At 59.7% G+C, this 23,510-nt stretch carries 19 protein-coding genes; 3 read left to right on the forward strand and 16 right to left on the reverse strand.

Annotated elements, in window-relative coordinates; genetic code table 11:
* From nuoG to D8U61_RS04480, 15 genes are all read right to left on the reverse strand, one after another.
* A partial coding sequence (gene nuoG, locus D8U61_RS04410) for an NADH-quinone oxidoreductase subunit NuoG (protein ID WP_130926487.1) occupies nucleotides 1-1,888 on the reverse strand: 1,888 nt, incomplete at its 3' end.
* Between the two features lie 136 nt (nucleotides 1,889-2,024).
* The gene (nuoF, locus tag D8U61_RS04415; protein ID WP_024013417.1) at nucleotides 2,025-3,380 is read right to left on the reverse strand and encodes an NADH-quinone oxidoreductase subunit NuoF; all 1,356 of its coding nucleotides are present in this window, start codon (nucleotides 3,378-3,380) and stop codon (nucleotides 2,025-2,027) included.
* Complete coding sequence (nuoE, locus tag D8U61_RS04420) at nucleotides 3,377-3,874, reverse strand: NADH-quinone oxidoreductase subunit NuoE (RefSeq protein ID WP_003223804.1); 498 nt, start codon at nucleotides 3,872-3,874, stop codon at nucleotides 3,377-3,379. Before nuoE ends, nuoF begins: the two co-directional genes overlap by 4 nt.
* Nucleotides 3,875-3,876: 2 nt before the next feature.
* A complete protein-coding gene (nuoC, locus tag D8U61_RS04425; protein WP_122612132.1) occupies nucleotides 3,877-5,661 on the reverse strand; it encodes an NADH-quinone oxidoreductase subunit C/D in 1,785 nt (594 codons plus the stop codon).
* A 69-nt stretch (nucleotides 5,662-5,730) separates the two neighbouring features.
* The gene (locus D8U61_RS04430) at nucleotides 5,731-6,405 is read right to left on the reverse strand and encodes an NADH-quinone oxidoreductase subunit B (RefSeq protein WP_016775278.1); all 675 of its coding nucleotides are present in this window, start codon (nucleotides 6,403-6,405) and stop codon (nucleotides 5,731-5,733) included.
* 10 nt (nucleotides 6,406-6,415) lie between these two features.
* On the reverse strand, nucleotides 6,416-6,829 hold the full coding sequence (locus tag D8U61_RS04435; RefSeq protein WP_003223812.1) for an NADH-quinone oxidoreductase subunit A: 414 nt from the start codon (nucleotides 6,827-6,829) through the stop codon (nucleotides 6,416-6,418).
* Nucleotides 6,830-7,475: 646 nt separating this feature from the next.
* Complete coding sequence (aceA, locus tag D8U61_RS04440; RefSeq protein ID WP_003223815.1) at nucleotides 7,476-8,801, reverse strand: isocitrate lyase; 1,326 nt, start codon at nucleotides 8,799-8,801, stop codon at nucleotides 7,476-7,478.
* A gap of 475 nt (nucleotides 8,802-9,276) precedes the next feature.
* A complete protein-coding gene (locus D8U61_RS04445; RefSeq protein ID WP_073471299.1) occupies nucleotides 9,277-10,038 on the reverse strand; it encodes a secretin N-terminal domain-containing protein in 762 nt (253 codons plus the stop codon).
* Nucleotides 10,039-10,271: 233 nt separating this feature from the next.
* Complete coding sequence (locus tag D8U61_RS04450; RefSeq protein WP_125927406.1) at nucleotides 10,272-10,697, reverse strand: GNAT family N-acetyltransferase; 426 nt, start codon at nucleotides 10,695-10,697, stop codon at nucleotides 10,272-10,274.
* Nucleotides 10,690-11,859, reverse strand: coding sequence for a cupin domain-containing protein (locus D8U61_RS04455; protein ID WP_016775274.1), 1,170 nt, complete (start codon nucleotides 11,857-11,859; stop codon nucleotides 10,690-10,692). The genes D8U61_RS04450 and D8U61_RS04455 overlap by 8 nt, the downstream gene beginning before the upstream one ends.
* Before the next feature lie 86 nt (nucleotides 11,860-11,945).
* Nucleotides 11,946-13,316: an adenylosuccinate lyase gene (purB, locus tag D8U61_RS04460; protein WP_130926488.1), complete on the reverse strand. Its 1,371-nt coding sequence runs from the start codon at nucleotides 13,314-13,316 to the stop codon at nucleotides 11,946-11,948.
* Between the two features lie 126 nt (nucleotides 13,317-13,442).
* Nucleotides 13,443-14,066, reverse strand: coding sequence for a high frequency lysogenization protein HflD (hflD, locus tag D8U61_RS04465; protein ID WP_039763308.1), 624 nt, complete (start codon nucleotides 14,064-14,066; stop codon nucleotides 13,443-13,445).
* The gene (gene mnmA, locus D8U61_RS04470) at nucleotides 14,063-15,187 is read right to left on the reverse strand and encodes a tRNA 2-thiouridine(34) synthase MnmA (protein ID WP_003223826.1); all 1,125 of its coding nucleotides are present in this window, start codon (nucleotides 15,185-15,187) and stop codon (nucleotides 14,063-14,065) included. The genes hflD and mnmA overlap by 4 nt, the downstream gene beginning before the upstream one ends.
* A gap of 59 nt (nucleotides 15,188-15,246) precedes the next feature.
* Entirely contained in the window at nucleotides 15,247-15,693 is a 447-nt protein-coding gene (locus tag D8U61_RS04475; RefSeq protein ID WP_016775271.1) for an NUDIX hydrolase, read from the reverse strand.
* A 189-nt stretch (nucleotides 15,694-15,882) separates the two neighbouring features.
* Nucleotides 15,883-18,108, reverse strand: a complete 2,226-nt coding sequence (locus D8U61_RS04480) for an NADP-dependent isocitrate dehydrogenase (RefSeq protein ID WP_130926489.1) — start codon at nucleotides 18,106-18,108, stop codon at nucleotides 15,883-15,885.
* A gap of 481 nt (nucleotides 18,109-18,589) precedes the next feature.
* Here D8U61_RS04480 and icd point away from each other — a divergent pair, with 481 nt between their 5' ends.
* Nucleotides 18,590-19,846, forward strand: coding sequence for an NADP-dependent isocitrate dehydrogenase (icd, locus tag D8U61_RS04485; RefSeq protein WP_024013414.1), 1,257 nt, complete (start codon nucleotides 18,590-18,592; stop codon nucleotides 19,844-19,846).
* A 77-nt stretch (nucleotides 19,847-19,923) separates the two neighbouring features.
* On the opposite strand, the gene D8U61_RS04490 is transcribed toward icd, so the two are convergent.
* Nucleotides 19,924-20,205 (reverse strand): cold shock domain-containing protein, encoded by a 282-nt coding sequence (locus D8U61_RS04490; RefSeq protein WP_071172897.1) that lies wholly within the window; start codon nucleotides 20,203-20,205, stop codon nucleotides 19,924-19,926.
* A gap of 224 nt (nucleotides 20,206-20,429) precedes the next feature.
* Between D8U61_RS04490 and clpS the strand changes: the two genes are divergently transcribed.
* Both clpS and clpA read left to right on the forward strand, forming a co-directional pair.
* Nucleotides 20,430-20,813: an ATP-dependent Clp protease adapter ClpS gene (gene clpS, locus D8U61_RS04495; protein WP_011334948.1), complete on the forward strand. Its 384-nt coding sequence runs from the start codon at nucleotides 20,430-20,432 to the stop codon at nucleotides 20,811-20,813.
* 30 nt (nucleotides 20,814-20,843) lie between these two features.
* The gene (clpA, locus tag D8U61_RS04500; RefSeq protein WP_016775266.1) at nucleotides 20,844-23,114 is read left to right on the forward strand and encodes an ATP-dependent Clp protease ATP-binding subunit ClpA; all 2,271 of its coding nucleotides are present in this window, start codon (nucleotides 20,844-20,846) and stop codon (nucleotides 23,112-23,114) included.
* Nucleotides 23,115-23,510: the final 396 nt, after the last annotated feature.

Genomic DNA, 23,510 nt, shown 5'->3' on the forward strand with positions numbered 1-23,510 from the left:
AAACCTGGAAGAAACGCTGGGCGCGGCCTTCCTGGCTGACCAGCGTACCGTCGCCCTCGGCGAAGCTCGCCGCTGGCAGAACCAGGTGCGCGCGATCAGTGGTGGCGGTTTTCTGATGGTCGGCAACGATCACTACTTTGGCGGCGTTCAGCGCAGCATCGACCTTGGCGTTGGCAGTGCGGGTGTACAGATCGTTTTCCAGCACGACGATCGCGTCGGCCTTGCCATCGATGACCGCTTGCAGCGCGGCGTCGACCGATTCGCCACCGAGCATGGCCAGACCGAGGCTGTTGGCTTCCGGCACGATCAGGCTGATCGAACCGTTCTTCTCGCGCAGCTTCAGGGCCTTGGCGATGTTCGCGGCAGCTTCGATCAAGGCTTTGGAGCCCAGCGAAGTACCGGCGATGATCAGCGGACGCTTGGCGGCGAGCAGGGCATCGGCGATGCGCTGCGCCAGTTCCAGGGCTTCGGTGTCCAGACCTTCAACGGCCGGGGCACTGGCGTCCAGCGCGTGAGCCACGGCGAAACCGATGCGCGCCAGATCGTCGGGAGCTGCGTGTACGCATTCTTCAGCGACGTCGTCGAGCTTGGTTTCGGCGAGGCTGGCGATGAACAGCGGGTTCAGCGCGTGCTGGCCGATGTTCTTCACCGCCGCGTCGAGCCAAGGCTGGACGCGCATGGCTTCGGCCATGTCTTCAGCCTTGCCCTTGACCGACTGACGCAGAGCCAGCGCCATACGCGCGGCGGTCTGGGTCAGGTCTTCGCCGAGGACGAAAATCGCGTCGTGGTCTTCGATGTCGCGCATGTTCGGCACTGGCAGCGGGCTGTCGTTCAGCACCTGCAGGACCAGACGGATGCGCTCCAGCTCGGAGGCTTCGATACCCGAATAGAAGTGCTCGGCACCAACCAGTTCGCGCAACGCGTAGTTGCTTTCGAGACTGGCACGCGGCGAACCGATGCCGACGATGTTGCGTCCGCGCAGCAGGTCAGCGGCTTTGTCCAGCGCAGCGTCGAGGCCGAGCTTGGTGCCATCGGCCAGCAGCGGCTGACGTGGACGGTCGGTGCGGTTGACGTAGCCATAACCGAAACGGCCACGGTCGCAGAGGAAGTACTGGTTCACCGAACCGTTGAAACGGTTTTCGATGCGACGCAGTTCACCGTAACGCTCGCCCGGGGAGATGTTGCAACCGCTCGAGCAGCCGTGGCAGATGCTCGGGGCGAACTGCATGTCCCACTTGCGGTTGTAGCGCTCGGAGTGAGTCTTGTCGGTGAACACACCGGTCGGGCAGACCTCGGTGAGGTTGCCGGAGAACTCGCTTTCGAGGGTGCCGTCTTCAACGCGACCGAAGTACACGTTGTCGTGGGCGCCAAACACACCGAGGTCGGTGCCGCCAGCGTAGTCCTTGTAGAAACGCACGCAGCGGTAGCAAGCGATGCAGCGGTTCATTTCGTGGGAAATGAACGGGCCGAGTTGCTGGTTCTGGTGGGTGCGTTTGCTGAAGCGATAACGGCGCTCGTTGTGGCCGGTCATCACTGTCATGTCCTGCAGGTGGCAGTGACCGCCTTCCTCGCACACCGGGCAGTCGTGCGGGTGGTTGGTCATCAGCCATTCGACAACACTGGCGCGGAACGCCTTGGATTCTTCATCGTCGATGGAGATCCAGGTGTTGTCGGTGGCGGGGGTCATGCAGGACATGACGATACGACCACGGGTGTCGTTCTCGTCGGTGTACTGCTTGACCGCGCACTGGCGGCAGGCCCCGACGCTACCAAGCGCGGGGTGCCAGCAGAAATATGGAATGTCGAGGCCCAGCGACAGACATGCCTGTAACAGGTTGTCTGCCCCGTCGACTTCGAGCGCTTTGCCGTCTACGTGGATAGTGGCCATGGTTCAAAGGTCTTCGTTGGCCCGGTGTCAGCGGGCGTGGCTAATGGAATCTTGTTATGCGTCCGAATCCAAACAGCCCCGAAGGGCGTCATCGGACGAAAGGCGAAGGGCACGGACCCTTCGCCTTTTTAAGCGTTTACGCGCCGACTACGATCGGCCTTGCCAGAGGCGGGACGGCGGCGCTGACAGGCGCGATACCGGCTTCGAACTCTGGACGGAAGTATTTGATGGCGCTGCCCAGCGGCTCCACGGCACCCGGTGCGTGAGCACAGAAGGTCTTGCCCGGGCCGAGGAAACCGACCAGACCCAGCAGGGTCTCGATGTCGCCCGGCTGGCCCTTGCCCTGTTCGATGGCCATCAGGAGCTTGACGCTCCATGGCAGACCATCGCGGCACGGGGTGCAGAAACCGCAGGATTCGCGTGCGAAGAACTGCTCCATGTTGCGCAGCAGCGAGACCATGTTGACGCTGTCATCCACCGCCATCGCCAGACCGGTACCCATCCGGGTGCCGACCTTGGCGATGCCGCCGGCATACATTTGTGCGTCGAGGTGCTCGGGCAGGAGGAAACCGGTACCGGCGCCGCCTGGCTGCCAGGCCTTGAGCTTGAAGCCGTCGCGCATGCCGCCGGCGTAGTCTTCGAACAGTTCACGACCGGTGACGCCGAACGGCAGTTCCCACAGGCCCGGGTTCTTGACCTTGCCGGAGAAACCCATGAGCTTGGTGCCCATGTCTTCGGAACCTTCGCGGGCCAACGATTTGTACCAGTCAACGCCGTCGGCAATGATCGCCGGCACGTTGCACAGGGTTTCGACGTTGTTTACGCAGGTCGGCTTGCCCCACACGCCGACGGCGGCAGGGAAGGGCGGCTTGGAGCGCGGGTTGGCGCGGCGGCCTTCAAGGGAGTTGATCAGTGCGGTTTCTTCACCGCAGATGTAACGCCCGGCGCCGGTGTGGACGAACAGCTCGAAATCGAAACCCGAACCGAGAATGTTCTTGCCCAGCAGGCCGGCCGCCTTGGCTTCTTCCACGGCACGGTTGAGGTGCTTGGCGGCGGTGGTGTATTCGCCGCGCAGGAAGATGTAGCCACGGTAGGTTTTCAGCGCGCGGGCACTGATCAGCATGCCTTCGATCAGCAGATGGGGCAATTGCTCCATCAGCATGCGGTCTTTCCAGGTGTTCGGCTCCATTTCATCCGCGTTGCACAGCAGGTAGCGGATATTGATGGATTCGTCCTTGGGCATCAGGCCCCACTTCACGCCAGTGGGGAAGCCGGCGCCGCCGCGACCCTTGAGGCCAGCGTCTTTGACGGTCTGGACGATCGCGTCCTGATCCATCTCGGCGAAGGCTTTGCGTGCAGCAGCGTAACCGTTCTTGGCCTGGTATTCGTCGAGCCACACGGCTTCGCCGTCATCACGCAGACGCCAGGTCAGCGGGTGAGTCTCGGCCGAGCGCTGGATGCGGTTGGCTGGACCAAAAGATGTCAGGGTCATACGTAGCCCTCGAGCAGTTTGGCCACGCCAGCAGGCTGCACGTCGCCAAAGGTGTCGTCGTCGATCATCAGCGCCGGTGCCTTGTCGCAGTTGCCGAGGCAGCAGACAGGCAGCAGGGTGAAACGACCGTCGGCGGTGGTCTGACCCAGGCCGATGCCCAGATTGTTCTGGATTTCGCTGACCACCGACTCGTGGCCGCCGATGTAGCAGACCATGCTGTCGCAGACGCGAATGATGTGGCGGCCGACCGGTTGACGGAAGATCTGGCTGTAGAACGTCGCCACGCCTTCAACGTCGCTGGCCGGGATGCCGAGGATTTCGCCGATCGCATAGAGGGCGCCGTCCGGCACCCAGCCGCGTTCCTTCTGCACGATCTTCAGGGCCTCGATCGACGCCGCGCGCGGGTCTTCGTAGTGATGCAGCTCGTGCTCGATGGCCGAGCGCTCGGTTTCACTCAAGGTGAAACGGTCTGTCTGGATAAGCGTGCTGTTCATGCTTAGCGGTCCACGTCGGCCATAACGAAGTCGATACTACCCAGGTACGCAATCAAGTCCGCGACCATGCTGCCTTTGATCACCGAAGGGATCTGTTGCAGATGCGGGAAGCTTGGAGTACGGATCCGGGTACGGTAGCTCATGGTGCCGCCGTCGCTCGTCAGGTAATAACTGTTGATGCCCTTGGTCGCTTCGATCATCTGGAAGGATTCGTTGGCCGGCATGACCGGGCCCCACGAAACCTGCAGGAAGTGCGTGATCAGGGTTTCGATGTGCTGCAGCGTGCGCTCTTTCGGCGGCGGCGTGGTCAGCGGGTGATCCGCCTTGTACGGGCCTTCCGGCATGTTGCGCATGCACTGGTCGATGATCTTGATGCTCTGGCGCATCTCTTCGACGCGAACCATGCAGCGGTCGTAGGCATCGCCGTTGACGGCGAGCGGCACTTCGAATTCGAAGTTCTCGTAGCCCGAGTACGGACGCGCTTTGCGCAGGTCGAAATCGCAACCGGTCGAACGCAGGCCGGCACCGGTGACGCCCCATTCCAGGGCCTCTTTGGTGTTGTAGGCGGCAACGCCGATGGTACGACCCTTGAGGATGCTGTTCTGCAGGGCGGCCTTGGTGTATTCGTCCAGACGCTTGGGCATCCACTCGACGAAATCCTTGACCAGTTTTTCCCAGCCGCGCGGCAGGTCGTGGGCGACGCCGCCGATGCGGTACCAGGCCGGGTGCAGACGGAAACCGGTAATCGCCTCGATCACCGTGTACGCCTTCTGGCGGTCGGTGAAGGTGAAGAACACCGGGGTCATGGCGCCGACGTCCTGGATATAGGTACCCAGGAACAGCAGGTGACTGGTGATCCGGAAGAACTCGGCCATCATGATGCGGATGACGTCGACTTTCTGCGGCACCTTGATGCCGGCCAGCTTCTCGACCGAGAGCACGTACGGCAGGTTGTTCATCACGCCGCCGAGGTAGTCGATGCGGTCGGTGTACGGAATGTAGCTGTGCCAGGACTGGCGCTCGCCCATCTTCTCGGCGCCACGGTGGTGGTAACCGATGTCCGGGACGCAGTCGACGATCTCTTCGCCGTCCAGCTGCAGGATGATGCGGAACGCACCGTGCGCCGAAGGGTGGTTCGGGCCGAGGTTGAGGAACATGTAGTCCTCGTTGGCACCGGAACGCTTCATGCCCCAGTCTTCCGGACGGAAACGCGCGGCTTCTTCCTCGAGCTGCTGCTTGGCGAGGTTGAGGCTGTATGGGTCGAATTCGGTGGCGCGCGCCGGGAAGTCCTTGCGCAGCGGGTGACCTTCCCAGGTCGGCGGCATCATGATGCGCGACAGGTGCGGGTGGCCTTTGAAGTCGATGCCGAACATGTCCCAGACTTCGCGCTCGTACCAGTTGGCGTTCGGCCAGATGCTGGTAACGGAAGGCATGCTGAGGTCGCCTTCGGACAAGGCCACCTTGATCATCACGTCACTATTACGCTCCAGCGACATGAGGTGATAGAACACGGTGAAATCGGCGCCGGTCGGCAGCCCTTGACGCTTGGTGCGCAGACGCTCGTCCACGCCGTGCAGGTCATAGAGCATGACGTACGGCTTGGGCAGGTTGCGCAGGAAAGTCAGGACTTCAACCAGTTTGGCACGGGCCACCCACAGCACCGGCATGCCGGTGCGGGTTGCCTGCGCGGTGAACGCTTCGGCGCCAAAACGGTTGTTCAGTTCGACGACCACATCCTGGTCGTCTGCCTTGTAAGGCGGGATGTACAGAGCACTGCCTGTAGTCATGGTTATTTTTTCGCTTTCGGTCAACGTAAAGAATGAAGCCAGCTTCTCGTTACTTGGAACAGAACTGGATCAGACTTCGTCAGGGCTGCGCAGATTGGTGACTGCGATTCGCTGTTCGCGGCGCTGTTCCTTCTGCGATGGCATGTCGGCGCGATACACGCCTTGATCACCAACGACCCAGGAAAGCGGACGACGCTCCTGTCCAATCGATTCCTGCAACAGCATCAAGCCTTGCAGAAATGCTTCCGGACGGGGCGGGCAGCCAGGTACGTAGACGTCCACGGGCAGGAACTTGTCCACCCCTTGAACCACGGAGTAGATGTCGTACATGCCGCCGGAGTTGGCGCACGAACCCATGGAGATAACCCATTTCGGCTCGAGCATTTGCTCGTAGAGACGCTGGATGATCGGCGCCATCTTGATGAAGCAGGTACCGGCGATAACCATGAAGTCGGCCTGACGCGGCGAGGCCCGGATCACTTCGGCGCCAAAGCGCGCGATGTCGTGGGGCGCCGTGAAGGCGGTGGTCATTTCCACGTAGCAGCACGACAGGCCGAAGTTGTACGGCCACAGGGAGTTCTTACGTCCCCAGTTGACCGCGCCACTCAGCACGTCTTCCAGCTTGCCCATGAAAATGTTTTTGTGGACTTGATCTTCTAACGGATCGGCAACGGTTTCCCGCTGGCCAATCGGATACTGCTCGTTAGGAGCATCGGGGTCGATCCTGGTGAGATTGTATTGCATTGCCAAAGCCTCATTGTTTCAGCTTCGCCTGCCGCTTGCGACGAGCTTCCGGAGCCCAGTCAAGGGCGCCCACTCGGAACAGGTAGACAAGACCTGCCAACAGAATTGCTATGAAAACGAGAGCTTCGACGAATCCGGTCCAGCCGCTTTCGCGGACGGACACAGACCATGCAAAGAGAAAGAGGGCTTCGATATCGAAGATCACGAAGAGCATCGCGACCAGATAGAATTTGGCTGAGAGCCGCAAGCGGGCGCCACCGGTAGGTAGCATGCCCGACTCGAACGGTTCGTTTTTGCTGCGACCCCAGGCTTTTGACCCGAGGAGGCTGGAGACGCCAAGCATGAAGGCACACAGGCCGACGACACCCAGAAGGAAAATGGCAAAGCCCCAGTTGTGGGCCATGAGTCCTGTCGCTTCGGGCATGCTGGTAATCCTTAACAGAGAGCAAAGGTCTCTGAGCTTGATAAAGAAATAAGGCAGTGACGATATGTCGCAGCAATCAATCGGGCTGATTTTATGGCTAAACACCCGGCAAGTAAAATTCCAAAGGCGAAATTATTTACCGGATTAAGGACATAGCGCCTCCTGAAGGCGCTGCGGCCCATGCGTTGCGGGCATTAGCCGGGTTTCCATCAATTATGTTTTGTAGAGTTTGTAACGAACATAGTTGCGGCTAAATGATAATTAATATCGTTTGGCGTGGTTTTGTAACTGTTTAACGAGTGAGTGGCTGGGAAGTTGTCTTACTTGCGCGTTACTGCAAGTAGCGAAGCCTACCGTTTTAACGGAAATTTCTGACGCTTGTAGCGCTTCAGATCAATGTTTCGTCTCGCGGCTGACGGTAGCCCTGTGGGAGCGAGCCTGCTCGCGAAAGCGGTGGATCAGCCTCCAGATGTGCAAGCTGACTTATCGCCTTCGCGAGCAGGCTCGCTCCCACAGGGGATTTGTAGTGTCTTTGAGATTCCAACAGGCAAAAAAACGCCCCGATCCAGTCGGGGCGTCAGTCTTGCGGCTCTGCGGTTAGCTTTTTATTCGATCCGCAAAGGCCGTTTGCTCAGCTGAAGCCGAATCAGTGGAACTGTTCTTCTTCGGTCGAACCGGTCAGCGCGGTCACCGAGGACGAGCCGCCCTGGATCACGGTGGTCATGTCGTCGAAGTAGCCAGTGCCCACTTCCTGCTGGTGCGCAACGAAGGTGTAACCCTTGGCGGCGTCAGCGAATTCCTGCTCTTGCAGCTTCACGTAGGCAGTCATGTCGTTGCGGGCGTAGTCGTGCGCCAGGTTGAACATGCTGTGCCACATGTTGTGAATGCCGGCCAGGGTGATGAACTGATGCTTGTAGCCCATGGCGGACAGTTCGCGCTGGAACTTGGCGATGGTCGCGTCGTCCAGATTCTTCTTCCAGTTGAAGGAAGGCGAGCAGTTGTACGACAGCAGCTGGTCCGGGTATTCCTTTTTGATCGCTTCAGCGAAGCGACGGGCTTCTTCCAGATCCGGCTTGGCGGTTTCGCACCAGATCAGGTCCGCGTACGGTGCGTAAGCCAGGCCACGGGCGATCGCTTGATCCAGACCGGCACGTACCTTGTAGAAACCTTCCTGAGTACGCTCGCCGGTCACGAATGGCTGATCGTACGGGTCGCAGTCGGAAGTCAGCAGGTCGGCCGCGTTGGCGTCGGTGCGGGCCAGAATGATGGTCGGCGTGCCGGCAACGTCAGCGGCCAGACGGGCAGCGGTCAACTTCTGTACGGCTTCCTGGGTTGGCACCAGAACCTTGCCGCCCATGTGGCCGCATTTCTTCACCGAAGCCAGTTGGTCTTCGAAGTGAACGCCAGCGGCGCCGGCTTCGATCATGCTTTTCATCAGCTCGTAGGCGTTGAGTACGCCGCCGAAGCCGGCTTCAGCGTCGGCGACGATTGGTGCGAAGTAGTCGATGTAGCCTTCATCGCCCGGATTCTTGCCGGCCTTCCACTGGATCTGGTCAGCGCGACGGAACGAGTTGTTGATGCGCTTGACCACGGTTGGCACCGAGTCCACCGGGTACAGCGACTGGTCCGGGTACATCGATTCTGCGGAGTTGTTGTCCGCAGCCACCTGCCAGCCGGACAGGTAGATCGCCTGGATACCGGCCTTGACCTGCTGAACAGCCTGGCCGCCGGTCAGGGCGCCCATGCAGTTGACGAAATCTTTCTCTGGACGGAAGGACGGCTTGGCACCCTGGGTGACCAGGTTCCACAGCTTCTCGGCGCCCATCTTCGCGAAGGTGTGCTCTGGCTGAACCGAGCCACGCAGGCGGACCACGTCGGCAGCGGAGTAAGTGCGAGTCACGCCTTTCCAGCGCGGGTTCTCGGCCCAGTCTTTTTCGAGGGCTGCAATTTGCTGTTCGCGTGTCAGTGCCATGGAGATAAACCTCGTCGCGTCTTTTATGAAAAGTTGTTCTGCGGTGGAAAATTCCTGCGCTCGCTGACCAGAAGCTTAGGTGGTCAAGTCGGATTCGGCGGGGTAGGCGACGGGATGAACGATGGGCTCGAGGGGAAGTGAGCAGGTAGTGGCGGACTGCGGGGCGCATGCGGGCGTCGTGGGCCTTTATACGGACAACAGCGTGAAGCCGGGTTACCTAAATACGCTTCCGTCCCTCGGGACAACTTCGTTCCAGTCGGCAACCTCGTCAAACACACCTTGTGGGCGGTATAGACACGAAACGGCTCGCGGGGTAGGTGCGAGCGGCGCTTCGAAGGCCCTTGCCAGGGCCTCTGATTAGCGGGAGCGAGGCCATCATGCCTTCGCTTTTTTTTCGCGTCAAACGTTTTGTAGTGCTTTTTTCCAAGCACTACATCTTTCGTCTAATACGACTAATCAGTCAGTTTTCGGTGCTTTAGTCCAGCGTGTCGACTTTCACCCGCAAGGTCATGTCATCCCGGCCTTGAGTCGAGTAGCTGCGGGTCAGGCCCTGTTTATCGGCCTGAGTCTGGCTGTTGACGCCCGCCAGAGTGATCCACTCACCGAGGCGCCCGGTGACGGTTGTGTCGGTGCTTTGCACGTTCACTACATCGGGACGTTCCTGGCTCATGCGGTCACGGTTGGTACTGATCGCCAGATGAACGGTCTCGCCGGTGACGCTGGCGGTGACGTAGAAACCCTGGGTGACGTTGCGGTATTGGGTCTCGCTGCTGTAACCGCCGTAGGAATCGCTCTGGGTGTTGGTGATCGGCACGCTCTGGCCGACCTGGATCAGCGCCGGAGTGCCTTCGCTGGTCTGCACTTGCTGAACGCCGCCGTTGCGGCTGGTGGTGCTGCGGCTGATGATCCGGGTCTGGCTCGGCTGGGCGCCATTGACCGCATAACCTTCGTCGCCACGGCCGTTGTTTTCGTTGGTGTCGACGGTGATCAGCAAGCGCTTCGGTGCGGTATCGAGTTGCGCCAGCAGATCCTTCAACTCCTGAATCTTGCCCGGCTCGGCTTTGACAATCAGTTGATTGCCATAAGCGCTGACCTGACCGTCCTGGCCGATGAAGTCCTGCGCGACCGGCAGCATGTCAGCGCTGGTGTGGTATTTGAGGGGAACGATTTCTGTGGCTGCCAGCACCGAAAAACTGCAGCCGAGCAGTAGGGTGGTGAGCAGGGTGCGTAGGGACATGTCCGTTATCTCCGCGTTCGAAAGGCTTGATATTGCCAGTTTGTCGGCCCGGGGTGGGGCAAGTTGAATCGTAGACAGCAAAACGCCCCGGCATTGGTGGATGGCGGGGCGTGATCGTTCCCACGCTCTGCGTGGGAATGCAGCCAGTGACGCTCTGCGTCACATGCCGCAAGGGACGCGGAGCGTCCCGAGAGGCATTCCCACGCAGAGCGTGGGAACGATCAGGGCGGGGCTCAGGCCGAATGCCGAACCATGTCGACATGCGGAATCCCGGCTTCGAGGAATTCCTCGCTGACCAGGCTGAAACCCAGGCGCTCGTAGAACGCCGTGGCTTGCACCTGAGCGCTGAGCTTCTGCTGCTTCAAACCGCGTGCTTCAGCTTCGGTGATGACCGCTTGCATCAGCGCATCACCGACCTTCATTCCGCGCCAGTCTTTGAGTACTGAAACGCGGCCGATGTGCCCGTCGGGCAACAGCCGCGCCGTGCCGATCGGGAAGTCGCCTTCGAACGCCAGAAAATGCACGGCGGTCGCGTCATCGGCGTCCCACTCAAGCTCGGGTGGCACCGATTGTTCGGCGATGAACACCGTTTCACGAATGCGCCGGATCTCGGCGATATCCTTCTGCCAGTCTGCGACACGAACGCGAATTTTATTCATCGGCGAACCCCAGGCTTCCTTGCTTGACCAGTTCGCAGAGCAGGCTGCGGCCGTCTTCGTCGCTCAGCCACTCGCCGAGGTTGTCGGCGTGCAGGGCGTCAGCCGCGCAGATCAGCTTCAGCAGTTCGCGCAGCTTGCCCGGCAGGTAGCGGCTCTGGCCACTGGCGAACAGCAGCAGATCGTCGTCGACTTCCGACCAGGCCAGGCGCGCGCTCGGGTTGCGGATCAGCACGGCGCCATCCTGCAGGGCGGCGAGGAAGTCTTCTTCTTCGACGTCTTCCGGGCCGACTACCAGTTCCGGGTAGCGCGGCTCGGTCATGTACTGGCCGAACCAGGTCAGCAGCAGACGCTCGTCGCTCATGTGCTCGGCGAGCAGGCTTTTCAGGCGATCCAGCGCATCGTGTTGAATCTGGTGCGGATCGACCGCCGGCTTGGCGTCGGCATCGGTGTAGCGCTCTTCGTCGGTCAGGAACTGGCTGAGGAAGTCGGTGAAGTGGGTCAGCACTTCAGCGGCGCTTGGCGCGCGGAAGCCGACCGAGTAGGTCATGCAGTTGTCGACCGCGACACCGCAATGGGCCAGGCGCGGCGGCAGGTAGAGCATGTCGCCCGGTTCCAGCACCCATTCTTCGGTTTCGTGGAATTCAGCGAGGATGCGCAGGTCGGCGTGTTGCAGCAGCGGGCTCTCGGAATCGCACATCTGGCCGATTTTCCAGTTGCGCTTGCCATGGCCCTGCAGCAGGAACACATCGTAGTTGTCGAAGTGCGGGCCGACGCTGCCACCCGGGGCGGCGAAGCTGATCATCACGTCGTCGACACGCCAGCTCGGCAGGAAGCGGAAGTTTTCCAGCAGTTCGCTGACTTCCGGCACGAACTGGTCAACCGCCTGCACCAGCAGCGTCCACTCTTTCTCTGGCAATTTGCTGAACTCGTCTTCGGCGAACGGGCCGCGACGCAATTCCCATGGGCGCTCGCCGTGCTCGATGACCAAGCGCGATTCGACTTCTTCTTCCAGGGCCAGGCCGGCCAGTTCGTCGGCGTCGATCGGGCTTTCGAAGTCAGGAATCGCCTGACGGATCAGCAGCGGTTTTTTCTGCCAGTAGTCACGCAGGAATTCGCGTGCTGTGAGGCCGCCCAGAAGTTGAAGAGGAATATCGGAATTCATATGTAACCTATTGAAAAAAAGCACTTTTCAGACGGGAATAAAAACGCCCGGCGCGGCCGGGCGTCTCAAGCGGGGCAAACGGACGATCAGATGCGTTTGGCTTGTGCCACTGCGTTGCCGATGTAGTTGGCCGGGGTCAGTTGCTTGAGCTCGGCTTTGGCTTCGGCTGGCATGTCCAGGCCATCGATGAAAGTCTGCAACGCTTCAGGGCTGATGCCCTTGCCACGGGTCAGTTCTTTCAGCTTTTCGTACGGGTTTTCGATGTTGTAGCGACGCATCACGGTCTGGATCGGCTCAGCCAATACTTCCCAGCAAGCATCGAGGTCGGCGGCAATTTTCTGCTCGTTGAGCTCAAGTTTGCTGATGCCTTTGAGGCTGGCTTCGTAAGCGATCACGCTGTGAGCGAAGCCGACACCGAGGTTGCGCAGGACGGTGGAGTCGGTCAGGTCGCGCTGCCAGCGGGAAATCGGCAGCTTGCTCGCCAGGTGCTGGAACAGTGCGTTGGCGATACCCAGGTTGCCTTCGGAGTTTTCGAAGTCGATCGGGTTGACCTTGTGCGGCATGGTCGACGAACCGATTTCGCCAGCGATGGTGCGCTGCTTGAAATAACCCAGGGAAATGTAGCCCCAGATGTCGCGGTCGAAGTCGATCAGGATGGTGTTGAAGCGCGCAATGGCGTCGAACAGCTCGGCGATGTAGTCGTGCGGTTCGATCTGCGTGGTGTACGGGTTGAAGCCCAGGCCCAGTTCGTCTTCGATGAAGGCGCGGGCATTGGCTACCCAATCGATCTGCGGGTAGGCCGACAGGTGCGCGTTGTAGTTGCCGACGGCGCCGTTGATCTTGCCCAGCAGCGGCACGGCAGCGACCTGAGCGATCTGACGCTCGAGACGGTAAACCACGTTGGCCAGCTCTTTACCCAGAGTGGTCGGCGAAGCCGGCTGACCGTGGGTGCGCGACAGCATCGGCACGTCGGCGAAACGGATGGCCAGTTCGCGGATGGCGTTGGCGGTCTGGCGCATCAGCGGCAGCATCACGTCGTCACGGCCTTCGCGCAGCATCAGGGCGTGGGACAGGTTGTTGATGTCTTCGCTGGTGCAGGCAAAGTGGATGAATTCGCTGACCTTGGCCAGCTCCGGCAGCTTGGCCGCCTGCTCTTTGAGCAGGTATTCGATGGCTTTGACGTCGTGGTTGGTGGTGCGCTCGATCTCTTTGACGCGCTCGGCGTGCTCCAGCGAGAAGTTTTCAGCCAGTTCGTTGAGAACGGCGTTGGCCTCGGCGGAGAAGGCTGGCACTTCAGGGATGCCAGCGTGGGCGGCCAGGCGCTGGAGCCAGCGCACTTCAACCAGTACGCGTGCACGGATCAGGCCGTACTCGCTGAAAATCGGGCGCAGGGCCTGGGTTTTGCCGGCGTAGCGGCCGTCAACAGGGGAAACCGCAGTGAGCGAAGAGAGCTGCATGGGGTGTTCTCGGACAGTCGGGCAACGAAATGGGGCGCGTATCATACATGAAAAAATCCGCCGGTCCGTCGCCAACTGACCGGCGTATTACGCGTTACAGACTACAAAGCCTTCGTGACGCGGCGTTTACTCGCTGCGCATCAACGGATAAAGCTCTTTAAGCAGCTTTCGACGGCTGATCACCAACTGCCAGCGATGGCCACCGAGCTGACGCCACAGGCGCGCCGAGCGGATACCCGCGAGGAGCAGGGCGCGGATCTTCGAGGCATTGCTCGGCTGCTGCAGGTTGCGCATGTCGCCGTGCACCTGAATGCGCTGGCGCAGGGTGCTTAACGTGTCCTGATACAACGCACCGCAAGCGGCGACGACGTTTTCGTGCGCAGGGCCAAAATGCTCCACCTGCGACTGAATCTGCGGCAGGCGTTTGGCAATCGTCTCAAGCATGTCGTCACGCTTGGCCAGTTGCCGCTCCAGACCGAGCATCGACAGCGCGTAGCGCAACGGCTCGCGCTGCAAGGTGCTCGGATCGCGCTCCAGCGCGCCGATCAATGCGCGGTAACCCTCGCGCAGATTGATGTCGTCGCCGCCGTATACATCCAGCGTATCTTTTGGGTCGCGGACCAGCAGGCTGCCGAGCATGCAACTCAGGCCGGCCTCGTTGGTCTGGCCAGTCTTGGCGATGCGATCGACCAGCACGGCGGCGAGAAACACACCGCCCAGCGCTGTCAGTTGTTCCTGAGTCGGGCTCATGCCTGGCCGCTCCACGGCTCGGCCACTTCGATCACGCCGCCGCCGAGGCAGATTTCACCGTCATAGAAAACCACCGACTGGCCCGGCGTCACCGCGCGTTGCGGTTCGTCAAACACGGCGCGGTAGCCGCTGGCGGTTTTTTCCAGAGTGCAGGCCTGATCGCTCTGGCGATAGCGCACTTTCGCCGTCAGGCGCAGCGGCTGGCTCAGATCGATCGGATTGACCCAGTAGATTTCCGAAGCAAGCAGGGCGCTGGAGAACAGCCACGGATGGTTGTTGCCCTGGCCGACGATCAGTTCGTTGGTGTCGAGATCCTTGCGCAGCACATACCACGGCTCATCGCCGGCATCCTTCAAGCCGCCGATGCCGAGGCCCTGACGCTGGCCGATGGTGTGGTACATCAAGCCGTGGTGACGGCCGATGACTTCGCCTTCGGTGGTCTTGATCTCACCCGGTTGTGCCGGCAGGTACTGCTTGAGGAAATCGCTGAAACGGCGCTCGCCGATGAAGCAGATCCCGGTGGAATCCTTCTTCTTGGCGGTGGCCAGTTCGTATTTCTCGGCAATCGCGCGGACTTCAGGCTTTTCCAGTTCGCCGACCGGGAACAGGGTCTTGGCGATCTGTTCGCCACCAACGGCGTGCAGGAAGTAGCTCTGATCCTTGTTCGGATCGAGGCCCTTGAGCAGTTCGGTGCGGCCATCGATGTCGCGGCGGCGCACGTAGTGACCAGTGGCGATCAGGTCGGCGCCGAGCATCATCGCGTAGTCGAGAAACGCTTTGAACTTGATCTCGCGGTTGCACAGGATGTCCGGGTTCGGCGTGCGCCCCGCCTTGTATTCGGCGAGGAAGTGTTCGAACACGTTGTCCCAGTACTCGGCGGCAAAGTTGGCGGTGTGCAGCTTGATGCCGATCTTGTCGCAGACAGCCTGAGCATCCGCCAGGTCGTCCATGGCGGTGCAGTATTCCGTTCCGTCGTCTTCTTCCCAGTTCTTCATGAACAGGCCTTCCACTTCATAACCCTGCTCGATCAGCAGAAGGGCAGAAACGGAAGAGTCCACGCCGCCGGACATGCCGACAATGACGCGCTTCTTGGATGTGTCAGAAGGGGCTGGATCACGCATAGGGATTCAATGAGTGTCTTGGAAAAGGGCGCGATTCTATCAGGCTCACGGCCGCAAGGCTAAAGAGAAGGGCGGATCAGTTCGAGGCTGAAGTGATGACCGGCCAGATAATCGTCGATGCAACGGATGATCAGTTCACTGCGCCAGTTGTCGCGCTGGGCGATTAATTCGTCGCGGGTCAGCCACTTGGCGCCGACAATGCCGTCGTCGAGTTGGTAATCCGGGTGATGCTGCACGGCTTTGGCGCTGAAGCATATGCGCTGGTAAGTCACGCCGTTGCTCGGTGCGGTATACAGATAAATGCCGATCACGCCGGTGGGTTCGACGTCCCAGCCGGTTTCTTCGAGGGTTTCGCGAATCGCCGCGTCGATCAGGGTTTCATCCGGGTCGAGATGACCGGCGGGCTGGTTGAGCACATTGCGCCCGCCCTTGTGCTCTTCGACCATCAGGAAGCGGCCGTTGTCCTCGACGATGGTGGCGACGGTGATGTGGGGGAGCCATTCCATAAGATTTCCTCGACGGTAGCGCGGTCAACTGTGGGAGCGAGCCTGCTCGCGAAAGCGGTGGGTCAGTCAACGAAGGTGCTGAATGATAAACCGCATTCGCGAGCAGGCTCGCTCCCACAAGGGATTTATGTTGTCAGTAGAAACACAAACCCCGGCACTCGGCCGGGGTTTGTTTACCGCATTACAACCTTAAACCAGCGCAGCAATCGCCGCGTTGAAGGTTGCGCTTGGGCGCATGGCCTTGCTGATCAACTCGGCGTCGGCGTGGTAGTAACCGCCGATGTCGACTGGCTTGCCCTGCACGGCGTTGAGTTCGGCAACGATGGTTGCTTCGTTCTCGGTCAGGGTTTTGGCCAGAGTCGCGAACTGCGCTTGCAGTGCAGCGTCTTCAGTCTGGGCGGCCAGGGCCTGAGCCCAGTACATCGCCAGGTAGAAGTGGCTGCCGCGGTTGTCGATGTTGCCGACTTTGCGCGATGGCGACTTGTTGTTGTCGAGGAACTGACCGGTGGCCTGGTCCAGGGTTTTCGACAGCACCAGTGCTTTCGGGTTGTTGTAGTTCACACCCAGGTGCTCAAGGGAAGCGGCGAGGGCAAGGAACTCACCCAGCGAATCCCAGCGCAGGAAGTTTTCTTCAACCAGTTGCTGCACGTGCTTCGGCGCCGAACCGCCGGCGCCGGTTTCGAACAGACCACCGCCATTCATCAGCGGTACGATCGACAGCATCTTGGCGCTGGTGCCCAGTTCCATGATCGGGAACAGGTCGGTCAGGTAGTCGCGCAGTACGTTGCCGGTCACCGAAATGGTGTCCTTGCCTTCGCGGGTGCGCTGCAGGGTGTACTTCATCGCGTCGACCGGCGCCATGATCTGGATGTCCAGACCGCTGGTGTCGTGATCCTTCAGGTAGGCCTGAACCTTCTCGATCACCACGCCATCGTGAGCGCGCATCGGGTCGAGCCAGAAGATCGCCGGCGTGCTGCTCGCGCGGGCACGGTTGACGGCCAGTTTGACCCAGTCCTGGATCGGCGCGTCTTTGGTCTGGCACATGCGGAAGATGTCGCCGGCTTCGACAGCCTGTTCCATCAGCAGCTTGCCTTTGCTGTCGGTGACGCGAACAACGCCGTCAGCCTTGATCTGGAAGGTCTTGTCGTGGGAGCCGTACTCTTCGGCTTTCTTCGCCATCAGGCCGACGTTCGGCACGCTGCCCATGGTGGTCGGATCGAAAGCGCCGTTGGCTTTGCAATCTTCGATCACAGCCTGGTAGATGGTCGCGTAGCAACGATCCGGGATCACAGCCTTGGTGTCGTGCAGCTGACCGTCGGTGCCCCACATCTTGCCGGAGTCACGGATCATCGCTGGCATCGAGGCGTCAACGATGACGTCGCTCGGTACGTGCAGGTTGGTGATGCCTTTGTCGGAGTTGACCATCGCCAGCGACGGACGAACGGCGTAGACCGCTGCGATATCGGCTTCGATCTGCGCTTGCTGCTCGGCCGGCAGGGCCTTGATGCGTGCGTACAGATCGCCGATGCCGTTGTTCAGGTTGAAGCCGATCTGGTTCAGCACGTCAGCGTGCTTGGTCAGTGCGTCTTTATAGAACTCGGCAACGATCTGGCCGAACATGATCGGGTCGGAGACCTTCATCATGGTCGCTTTCAAGTGAACCGAGAGCAGCACGCCCTGGGCCTTGGCGCTTTCGATCTCGGCAGCGATGAACGCACGCAGGGCGTTTTTGCTCATCACGGCGCAGTCGAGGATCTCGCCAGCCTGAACGGTGGTTTTTTCTTTCAGAACGGTGGCAGCACCGTCCTTGGCGATCAGTTCGATCTTCACAGCGTCAGCGGCGTCGATCAGGACAGCTTTTTCGCTGCCGTAGAAATCGCCGGTGCTCATGTGCGCGACGTGAGACTTGGAGTCCTTGGCCCAGGCGCCCATTTTGTGCGGGTGCTTGCGCGCGTAGTTCTTCACCGACAGCGGAGCGCGGCGGTCGGAGTTGCCTTCACGCAGAACCGGGTTCACGGCGCTGCCCTTGACCTTGTCGTAACGCGCCTTGGCGTCTTTGTCGGCGTCGCTGGTCACGGTTTCCGGGTAGTCCGGCAGGTTGTAGCCCTGCGCCTGCAGCTCTTTGATCGCGGCTTGCAGCTGTGGCACCGAAGCACTGATGTTCGGCAGCTTGATGATGTTGGCTTCAGGCGTAACGGCCAGGTCGCCCAGTTCGGCGAGGTGGTCGGCTACGGCTTTGTCGCCCAGTTGCTCGGGGAAGCTTGCCAGGATGCGCGCTGCAAGAGAGATATCGCGGGTTTCCACGGCGATATCGGCCGAGGCGGTGTAAGCCTCGATGATCGGCAGCAGGGAATGGGTGGCGAGGGCAGGAGCTTCGTCGGTGAAGGTATAGATGATCTTCGAGCGGGTGGGCATATTCGGATTAACTCTCTCTTCTTTGCTAAAGCGTGCGCAGAAACTCGAGGGGCGCCGGGTAAGCGCGTTCGTTCAAAGTCATCCATGAACCGAATGTCGAGATTCTTCGCGGTGATGTTGGGTGCATCAGTAGAGCGTCAAGCAGTCAGGCTGCGGTAACAACCCGACCAATCAGGCGGAAAGTCTCGTGCTAGAGAGGCCAGCCGTCGTGACCCTGTGGTCAGCGGGCGGCATTATACATAGGTAGCTGGCAATCTGCCGATGGTTCATATGCAACGATTCTCGTCCATTGGTCTAAAGGTCGCAGGGCGCGACCGGGCAAAGACTCGTTACGAATGCTGGAGTTTGGCGCTTTTCCCTTTGCTTTCAGGCTTGTAGGAAACGAGATGTGCGCGGCGCAGGAACATAGGGTTTGCGTGTTGATTCAACTGGGTTACGCTCGAAGCAAGCCAGGTGTTCAATCCAAACAATGGAGTTCAGCATGGGTTACAAGAAGATTCAGGTTCCAGCCGTCGGTGACAAAATCACTGTCAATGCAGACCATTCTCTCAATGTTCCTGATAACCCGATCATCCCCTTCATCGAAGGTGACGGTATTGGTGTTGACATCAGTCCGGTGATGATCAAGGTTGTCGATGCTGCTGTTGAAAAGGCCTACGGCGGCAAGCGCAAGATTTCCTGGATGGAAGTCTACGCCGGCGAAAAGGCCACTCAGGTTTATGACCAGGACACCTGGCTGCCGCAGGAAACTCTCGACGCGGTCAAGGATTACGTGGTCTCCATCAAAGGCCCGCTGACCACTCCGGTCGGTGGCGGTATCCGCTCGCTGAACGTGGCCCTGCGTCAGCAGCTCGACCTGTACGTCTGCCTGCGCCCGGTGCGCTGGTTCGAGGGTGTGCCAAGCCCGGTGAAAAAGCCCGGCGACGTCGACATGACCATCTTCCGCGAGAACTCCGAAGACATCTACGCGGGTATCGAATGGAAGGCCGGTTCGCCGGAAGCCACCAAGGTCATCAAATTCCTTAAAGAAGAAATGGGCGTCACCAAGATCCGTTTCGACGAAAACTGCGGCATCGGCGTCAAGCCGGTCTCCCGCGAAGGCACCAAGCGTCTGGCGCGCAAGGCTCTGCAATATGTGGTCGACAATGACCGCGACTCGCTGACCATCGTGCACAAAGGCAACATCATGAAGTTCACCGAAGGTGCCTTCAAGGAATGGGCCTACGAAGTGGCCGCCGAAGAGTTCGGCGCGACACTGCTGGACGGCGGTCCGTGGATGCAGTTCAAGAATCCGAAAACCGGCAAGAACGTTGTGGTCAAGGACGCCATCGCCGACGCCATGCTCCAGCAGATCCTGCTGCGCCCGGCCGAATACGATGTCATCGCCACCCTCAACCTCAATGGTGACTACCTGTCGGACGCCCTGGCGGCGGAAGTGGGCGGTATCGGCATCGCGCCGGGCGCCAACCTGTCCGACACCGTGGCGATGTTCGAAGCGACCCACGGTACCGCGCCGAAATATGCCGGCAAGGACCAGGTCAACCCGGGCTCGCTGATTCTCTCGGCCGAGATGATGTTGCGTCATATGGGCTGGACCGAAGCGGCGGACCTGATCATCAAGGGCACCAACGGTGCGATCGGCGCCAAGACTGTTACTTATGATTTCGAGCGCTTGATGGATGGCGCGAAGCTGGTGTCGTCTTCCGGGTTCGGGGATGCGTTGATTTCGCATATGTAAAAGTTGCAGGCACGCAAAAACCGCCTGACTCGATGGGTTGAGTCAGGCGGTTTTTTATGACCGAATGTTTTGAGGCTTCAACTGGTTGCCGTTTGTTTTTCCTTGGCAATCGAGCTTGGCGTGGGCGCTGCTTCGACCGAAGTTATCTTCACGGCATGCAAGCCTTTAGGGCCTTGAACGATCTCGAAGTTCACCGCCTGACCCGCTTTCAGGGTCTTGTACCCTTCCATTTCAATGGCGGAGTAGTGGGCAAAGAAATCAATGTCCTTGCCATCCTCATCGCGACCTTCCCGGGCGTCGGTATTGATAAAGCCGAATCCCTTGGCATTGTTGAACCATTTCACCTTGCCGACAGCCATGCTCAAATCCCTCTGCAACAGACTCCATCGCTGGAGTATCATCCACGACATCCGCAATCGAATTCGATAAAAGAATTGACTCCGCGGATCTTTTTTACCCACTGTGGGCTCTATTGGTTGTAACACCGTTTTCCCGATAGTCAAGGTGACCGGGCAGTCGTAGTTGAAAACGTGTGCAACCGCCCCCACCACTGTATTCGCACAACTGACGAACCTTTTTTTCCATGCATGCAATCAGCCAGATTCGACTAACATTCAATCAGGATCGCCCGCTTCTCCAAAAGGATCTTCCACAGGAGCACGACGACGATTCGGCAGGCGTTGCTGTTCAGGAAGCAAAGCCCGCGTTACAGGCGCCGCCGATGTACAAGGTGGTTTTGTTCAACGATGACTACACACCGATGGATTTCGTCGTCGAAGTGCTCGAGGTGTTTTTTAACCTGAATCGCGAGCTGGCGACCAAGGTCATGCTGGCCGTCCATACAGAAGGACGAGCAGTATGTGGAGTGTTTACCCGCGACATCGCCGAGACAAAGGCCATGCAGGTCAACCAGTACGCCAGGGAAAGCCAGCATCCGCTACTCTGTGAAATCGAGAAGGACGGTTAATCGCCGACCACTTGGGTATGAGGTGAAGCTATGTTAAACCGCGAGCTCGAAGTCACCCTCAATCTTGCCTTCAAGGAGGCTCGTTCGAAGCGTCATGAGTTCATGACCGTCGAACATCTCCTGCTGGCCCTATTGGATAATGAGGCTGCCGCCACCGTTTTGCGTGCCTGCGGCGCAAACCTCGACAAACTCAAGCATGATCTGCAGGAGTTCATCGACTCCACCACGCCATTGATCCCCGTGCATGACGAGGATCGCGAAACCCAGCCAACCCTGGGCTTCCAGCGTGTCCTGCAGCGTGCTGTTTTTCACGTACAGAGCTCGGGCAAACGCGAAGTGACCGGCGCCAACGTGCTGGTCGCCATCTTCAGTGAGCAAGAGAGTCAGGCCGTGTTCCTGCTGAAACAGCAGAGCGTGGCGCGCATCGATGTCGTCAACTACATCGCCCACGGCATTTCCAAAGTACCGGGGCACGGCGATCACTCTGAAGGTGAACAAGATATGCAGGACGACGAGGGCGGTGAGTCTTCTTCTTCAGGCAATCCTCTGGATGCTTATGCCAGCAACCTCAACGAACTCGCGCGCCAGGGTCGCATTGATCCGTTGGTTGGTCGTGAGTCGGAAGTCGAGCGTGTCGCGCAGATTCTTGCGCGCCGGCGCAAGAACAATCCGCTGCTGGTGGGCGAGGCAGGCGTGGGTAAGACCGCGATTGCCGAAGGCCTGGCCAAGCGCATCGTCGACAACCAAGTGCCGGATCTGCTGGCCAATGCGGTGGTTTATTCGCTCGACCTCGGCGCTCTGCTTGCGGGTACCAAGTATCGCGGTGATTTCGAGAAGCGCTTCAAGGCGCTGCTCAATGAGCTGAAAAAGCGTCCGCAGGCGATTCTGTTTATCGACGAGATCCACACCATCATCGGTGCGGGTGCTGCGTCCGGTGGCGTGATGGATGCGTCCAATCTGCTCAAGCCGCTGCTGTCGTCTGGCGACATTCGCTGCATCGGTTCGACCACGTTCCAGGAATTTCGCGGCATCTTCGAGAAGGATCGTGCCTTGGCGCGTCGCTTCCAGAAGGTCGATGTCGTCGAGCCATCGGTGGAAGACACTATTGGCATCCTGCGTGGCCTGAAAGGACGTTTCGAGCAGCATCACAATATCGAATACAGCGATGAGTCGTTGCGTGCCGCTGCCGAACTGGCGTCGCGCTACATCAATGATCGGCACATGCCGGACAAGGCCATCGACGTGATCGACGAAGCGGGCGCCTACCAGCGTCTGCAACCGGTAGAGATGCGCGTCAAGCGAATCGAAGTGCCACAGGTCGAGGACATCGTCGCGAAAATCGCGCGGATTCCGCCAAAGCACGTGACCAGTTCCGACAAGGAGCTGCTGCGTAACCTGGAGCGTGACCTGAAGCTGACGGTGTTTGGTCAGGACGCGGCGATCGATTCGCTGTCGACTGCGATCAAGCTGTCACGCGCTGGCCTCAAATCGCCGGACAAACCGGTCGGTTCGTTCCTGTTTGCCGGGCCTACCGGTGTCGGTAAAACCGAGGCCGCGCGACAACTGGCCAAGGCCCTGGGCATTGAACTGGTGCGTTTCGACATGTCCGAGTACATGGAGCGGCACACCGTATCGCGTCTGATCGGTGCGCCTCCTGGCTATGTCGGTTTTGATCAGGGCGGTCTGTTGACCGAAGCCATTACCAAGCAGCCACATTGCGTATTGCTCCTCGATGAAATCGAGAAGGCGCATCCGGAAGTCTTCAACCTGCTGTTGCAGGTCATGGACCACGGCACGCTGACCGACAACAACGGGCGCAAGGCGGATTTCCGCAACGTGATCGTGATCATGACCACCAACGCCGGTGCCGAGACGGCCGCGCGGGCTTCGATCGGTTTCACCCATCAGGACCACTCGTCCGATGCGATGGAAGTGATCAAGAAGAGCTTCACGCCGGAATTCCGTAATCGTCTGGACACCATTATCCAGTTTGGTCGCCTCAGTCATGAGGTCATCAAGAGTGTGGTGGACAAGTTCCTCACCGAGCTTCAGGCGCAGCTTGAAGACAAGCGTGTGTTGCTTGAGGTTACCGATGCGGCGCGTAGTTGGCTGGCGGCGGGTGGTTATGACTCGGCGATGGGCGCACGTCCGATGGCGCGTCTGATCCAGGACAAGATCAAGCGTCCGCTGGCGGAGGAGATTCTGTTTGGCGAACTGGCCGAGCATGGCGGTGTGGTGCACATCGACATCAAGGATGGGGAGTTGACGTTCGACTTCGAGACCACTGCAGAAATGGCCTGACGGCTGTGGATCAAGAGGGCGCCTTCGGGCGCCTTTTTGTTGTCCGGTGTTTTTGGGCTTTGGATGTATATCCGTTGCTGCGGTGATGGCTTATTAAGGTTTCGCCCTTACGGCGAGTCACCTTTTTCAAACGCCAAAAAGGTAACCCAAAACGCTTGCTCCTACGTTCGGCCCTCGCAGGCTCGGGTTCCTTCGCTGCGGGATCGATCCGGGCGCAGCGGCTACGGTTTGCTTCGCTGCACCTCCTTCCGCTGTGTCTGGCTGCGCCAGACGGTCGCTGCGCTCCCACCCCCGGATCAATCCCTCCACTCAGCCTTCCGACGTCGCCGGTGGATCAACAGCAAGATCAAAAGCACTCGAGCTTGCGCTCATTGTTGAGTGGGGCGGCTTCGCCGC

The sequence above is a fragment of the Pseudomonas sp. Sample_14 genome, assembly GCF_004307515.1.
In the GTDB taxonomy this organism is placed as follows: Bacteria; Pseudomonadota; Gammaproteobacteria; order Pseudomonadales; family Pseudomonadaceae; genus Aquipseudomonas; species Aquipseudomonas atacamensis.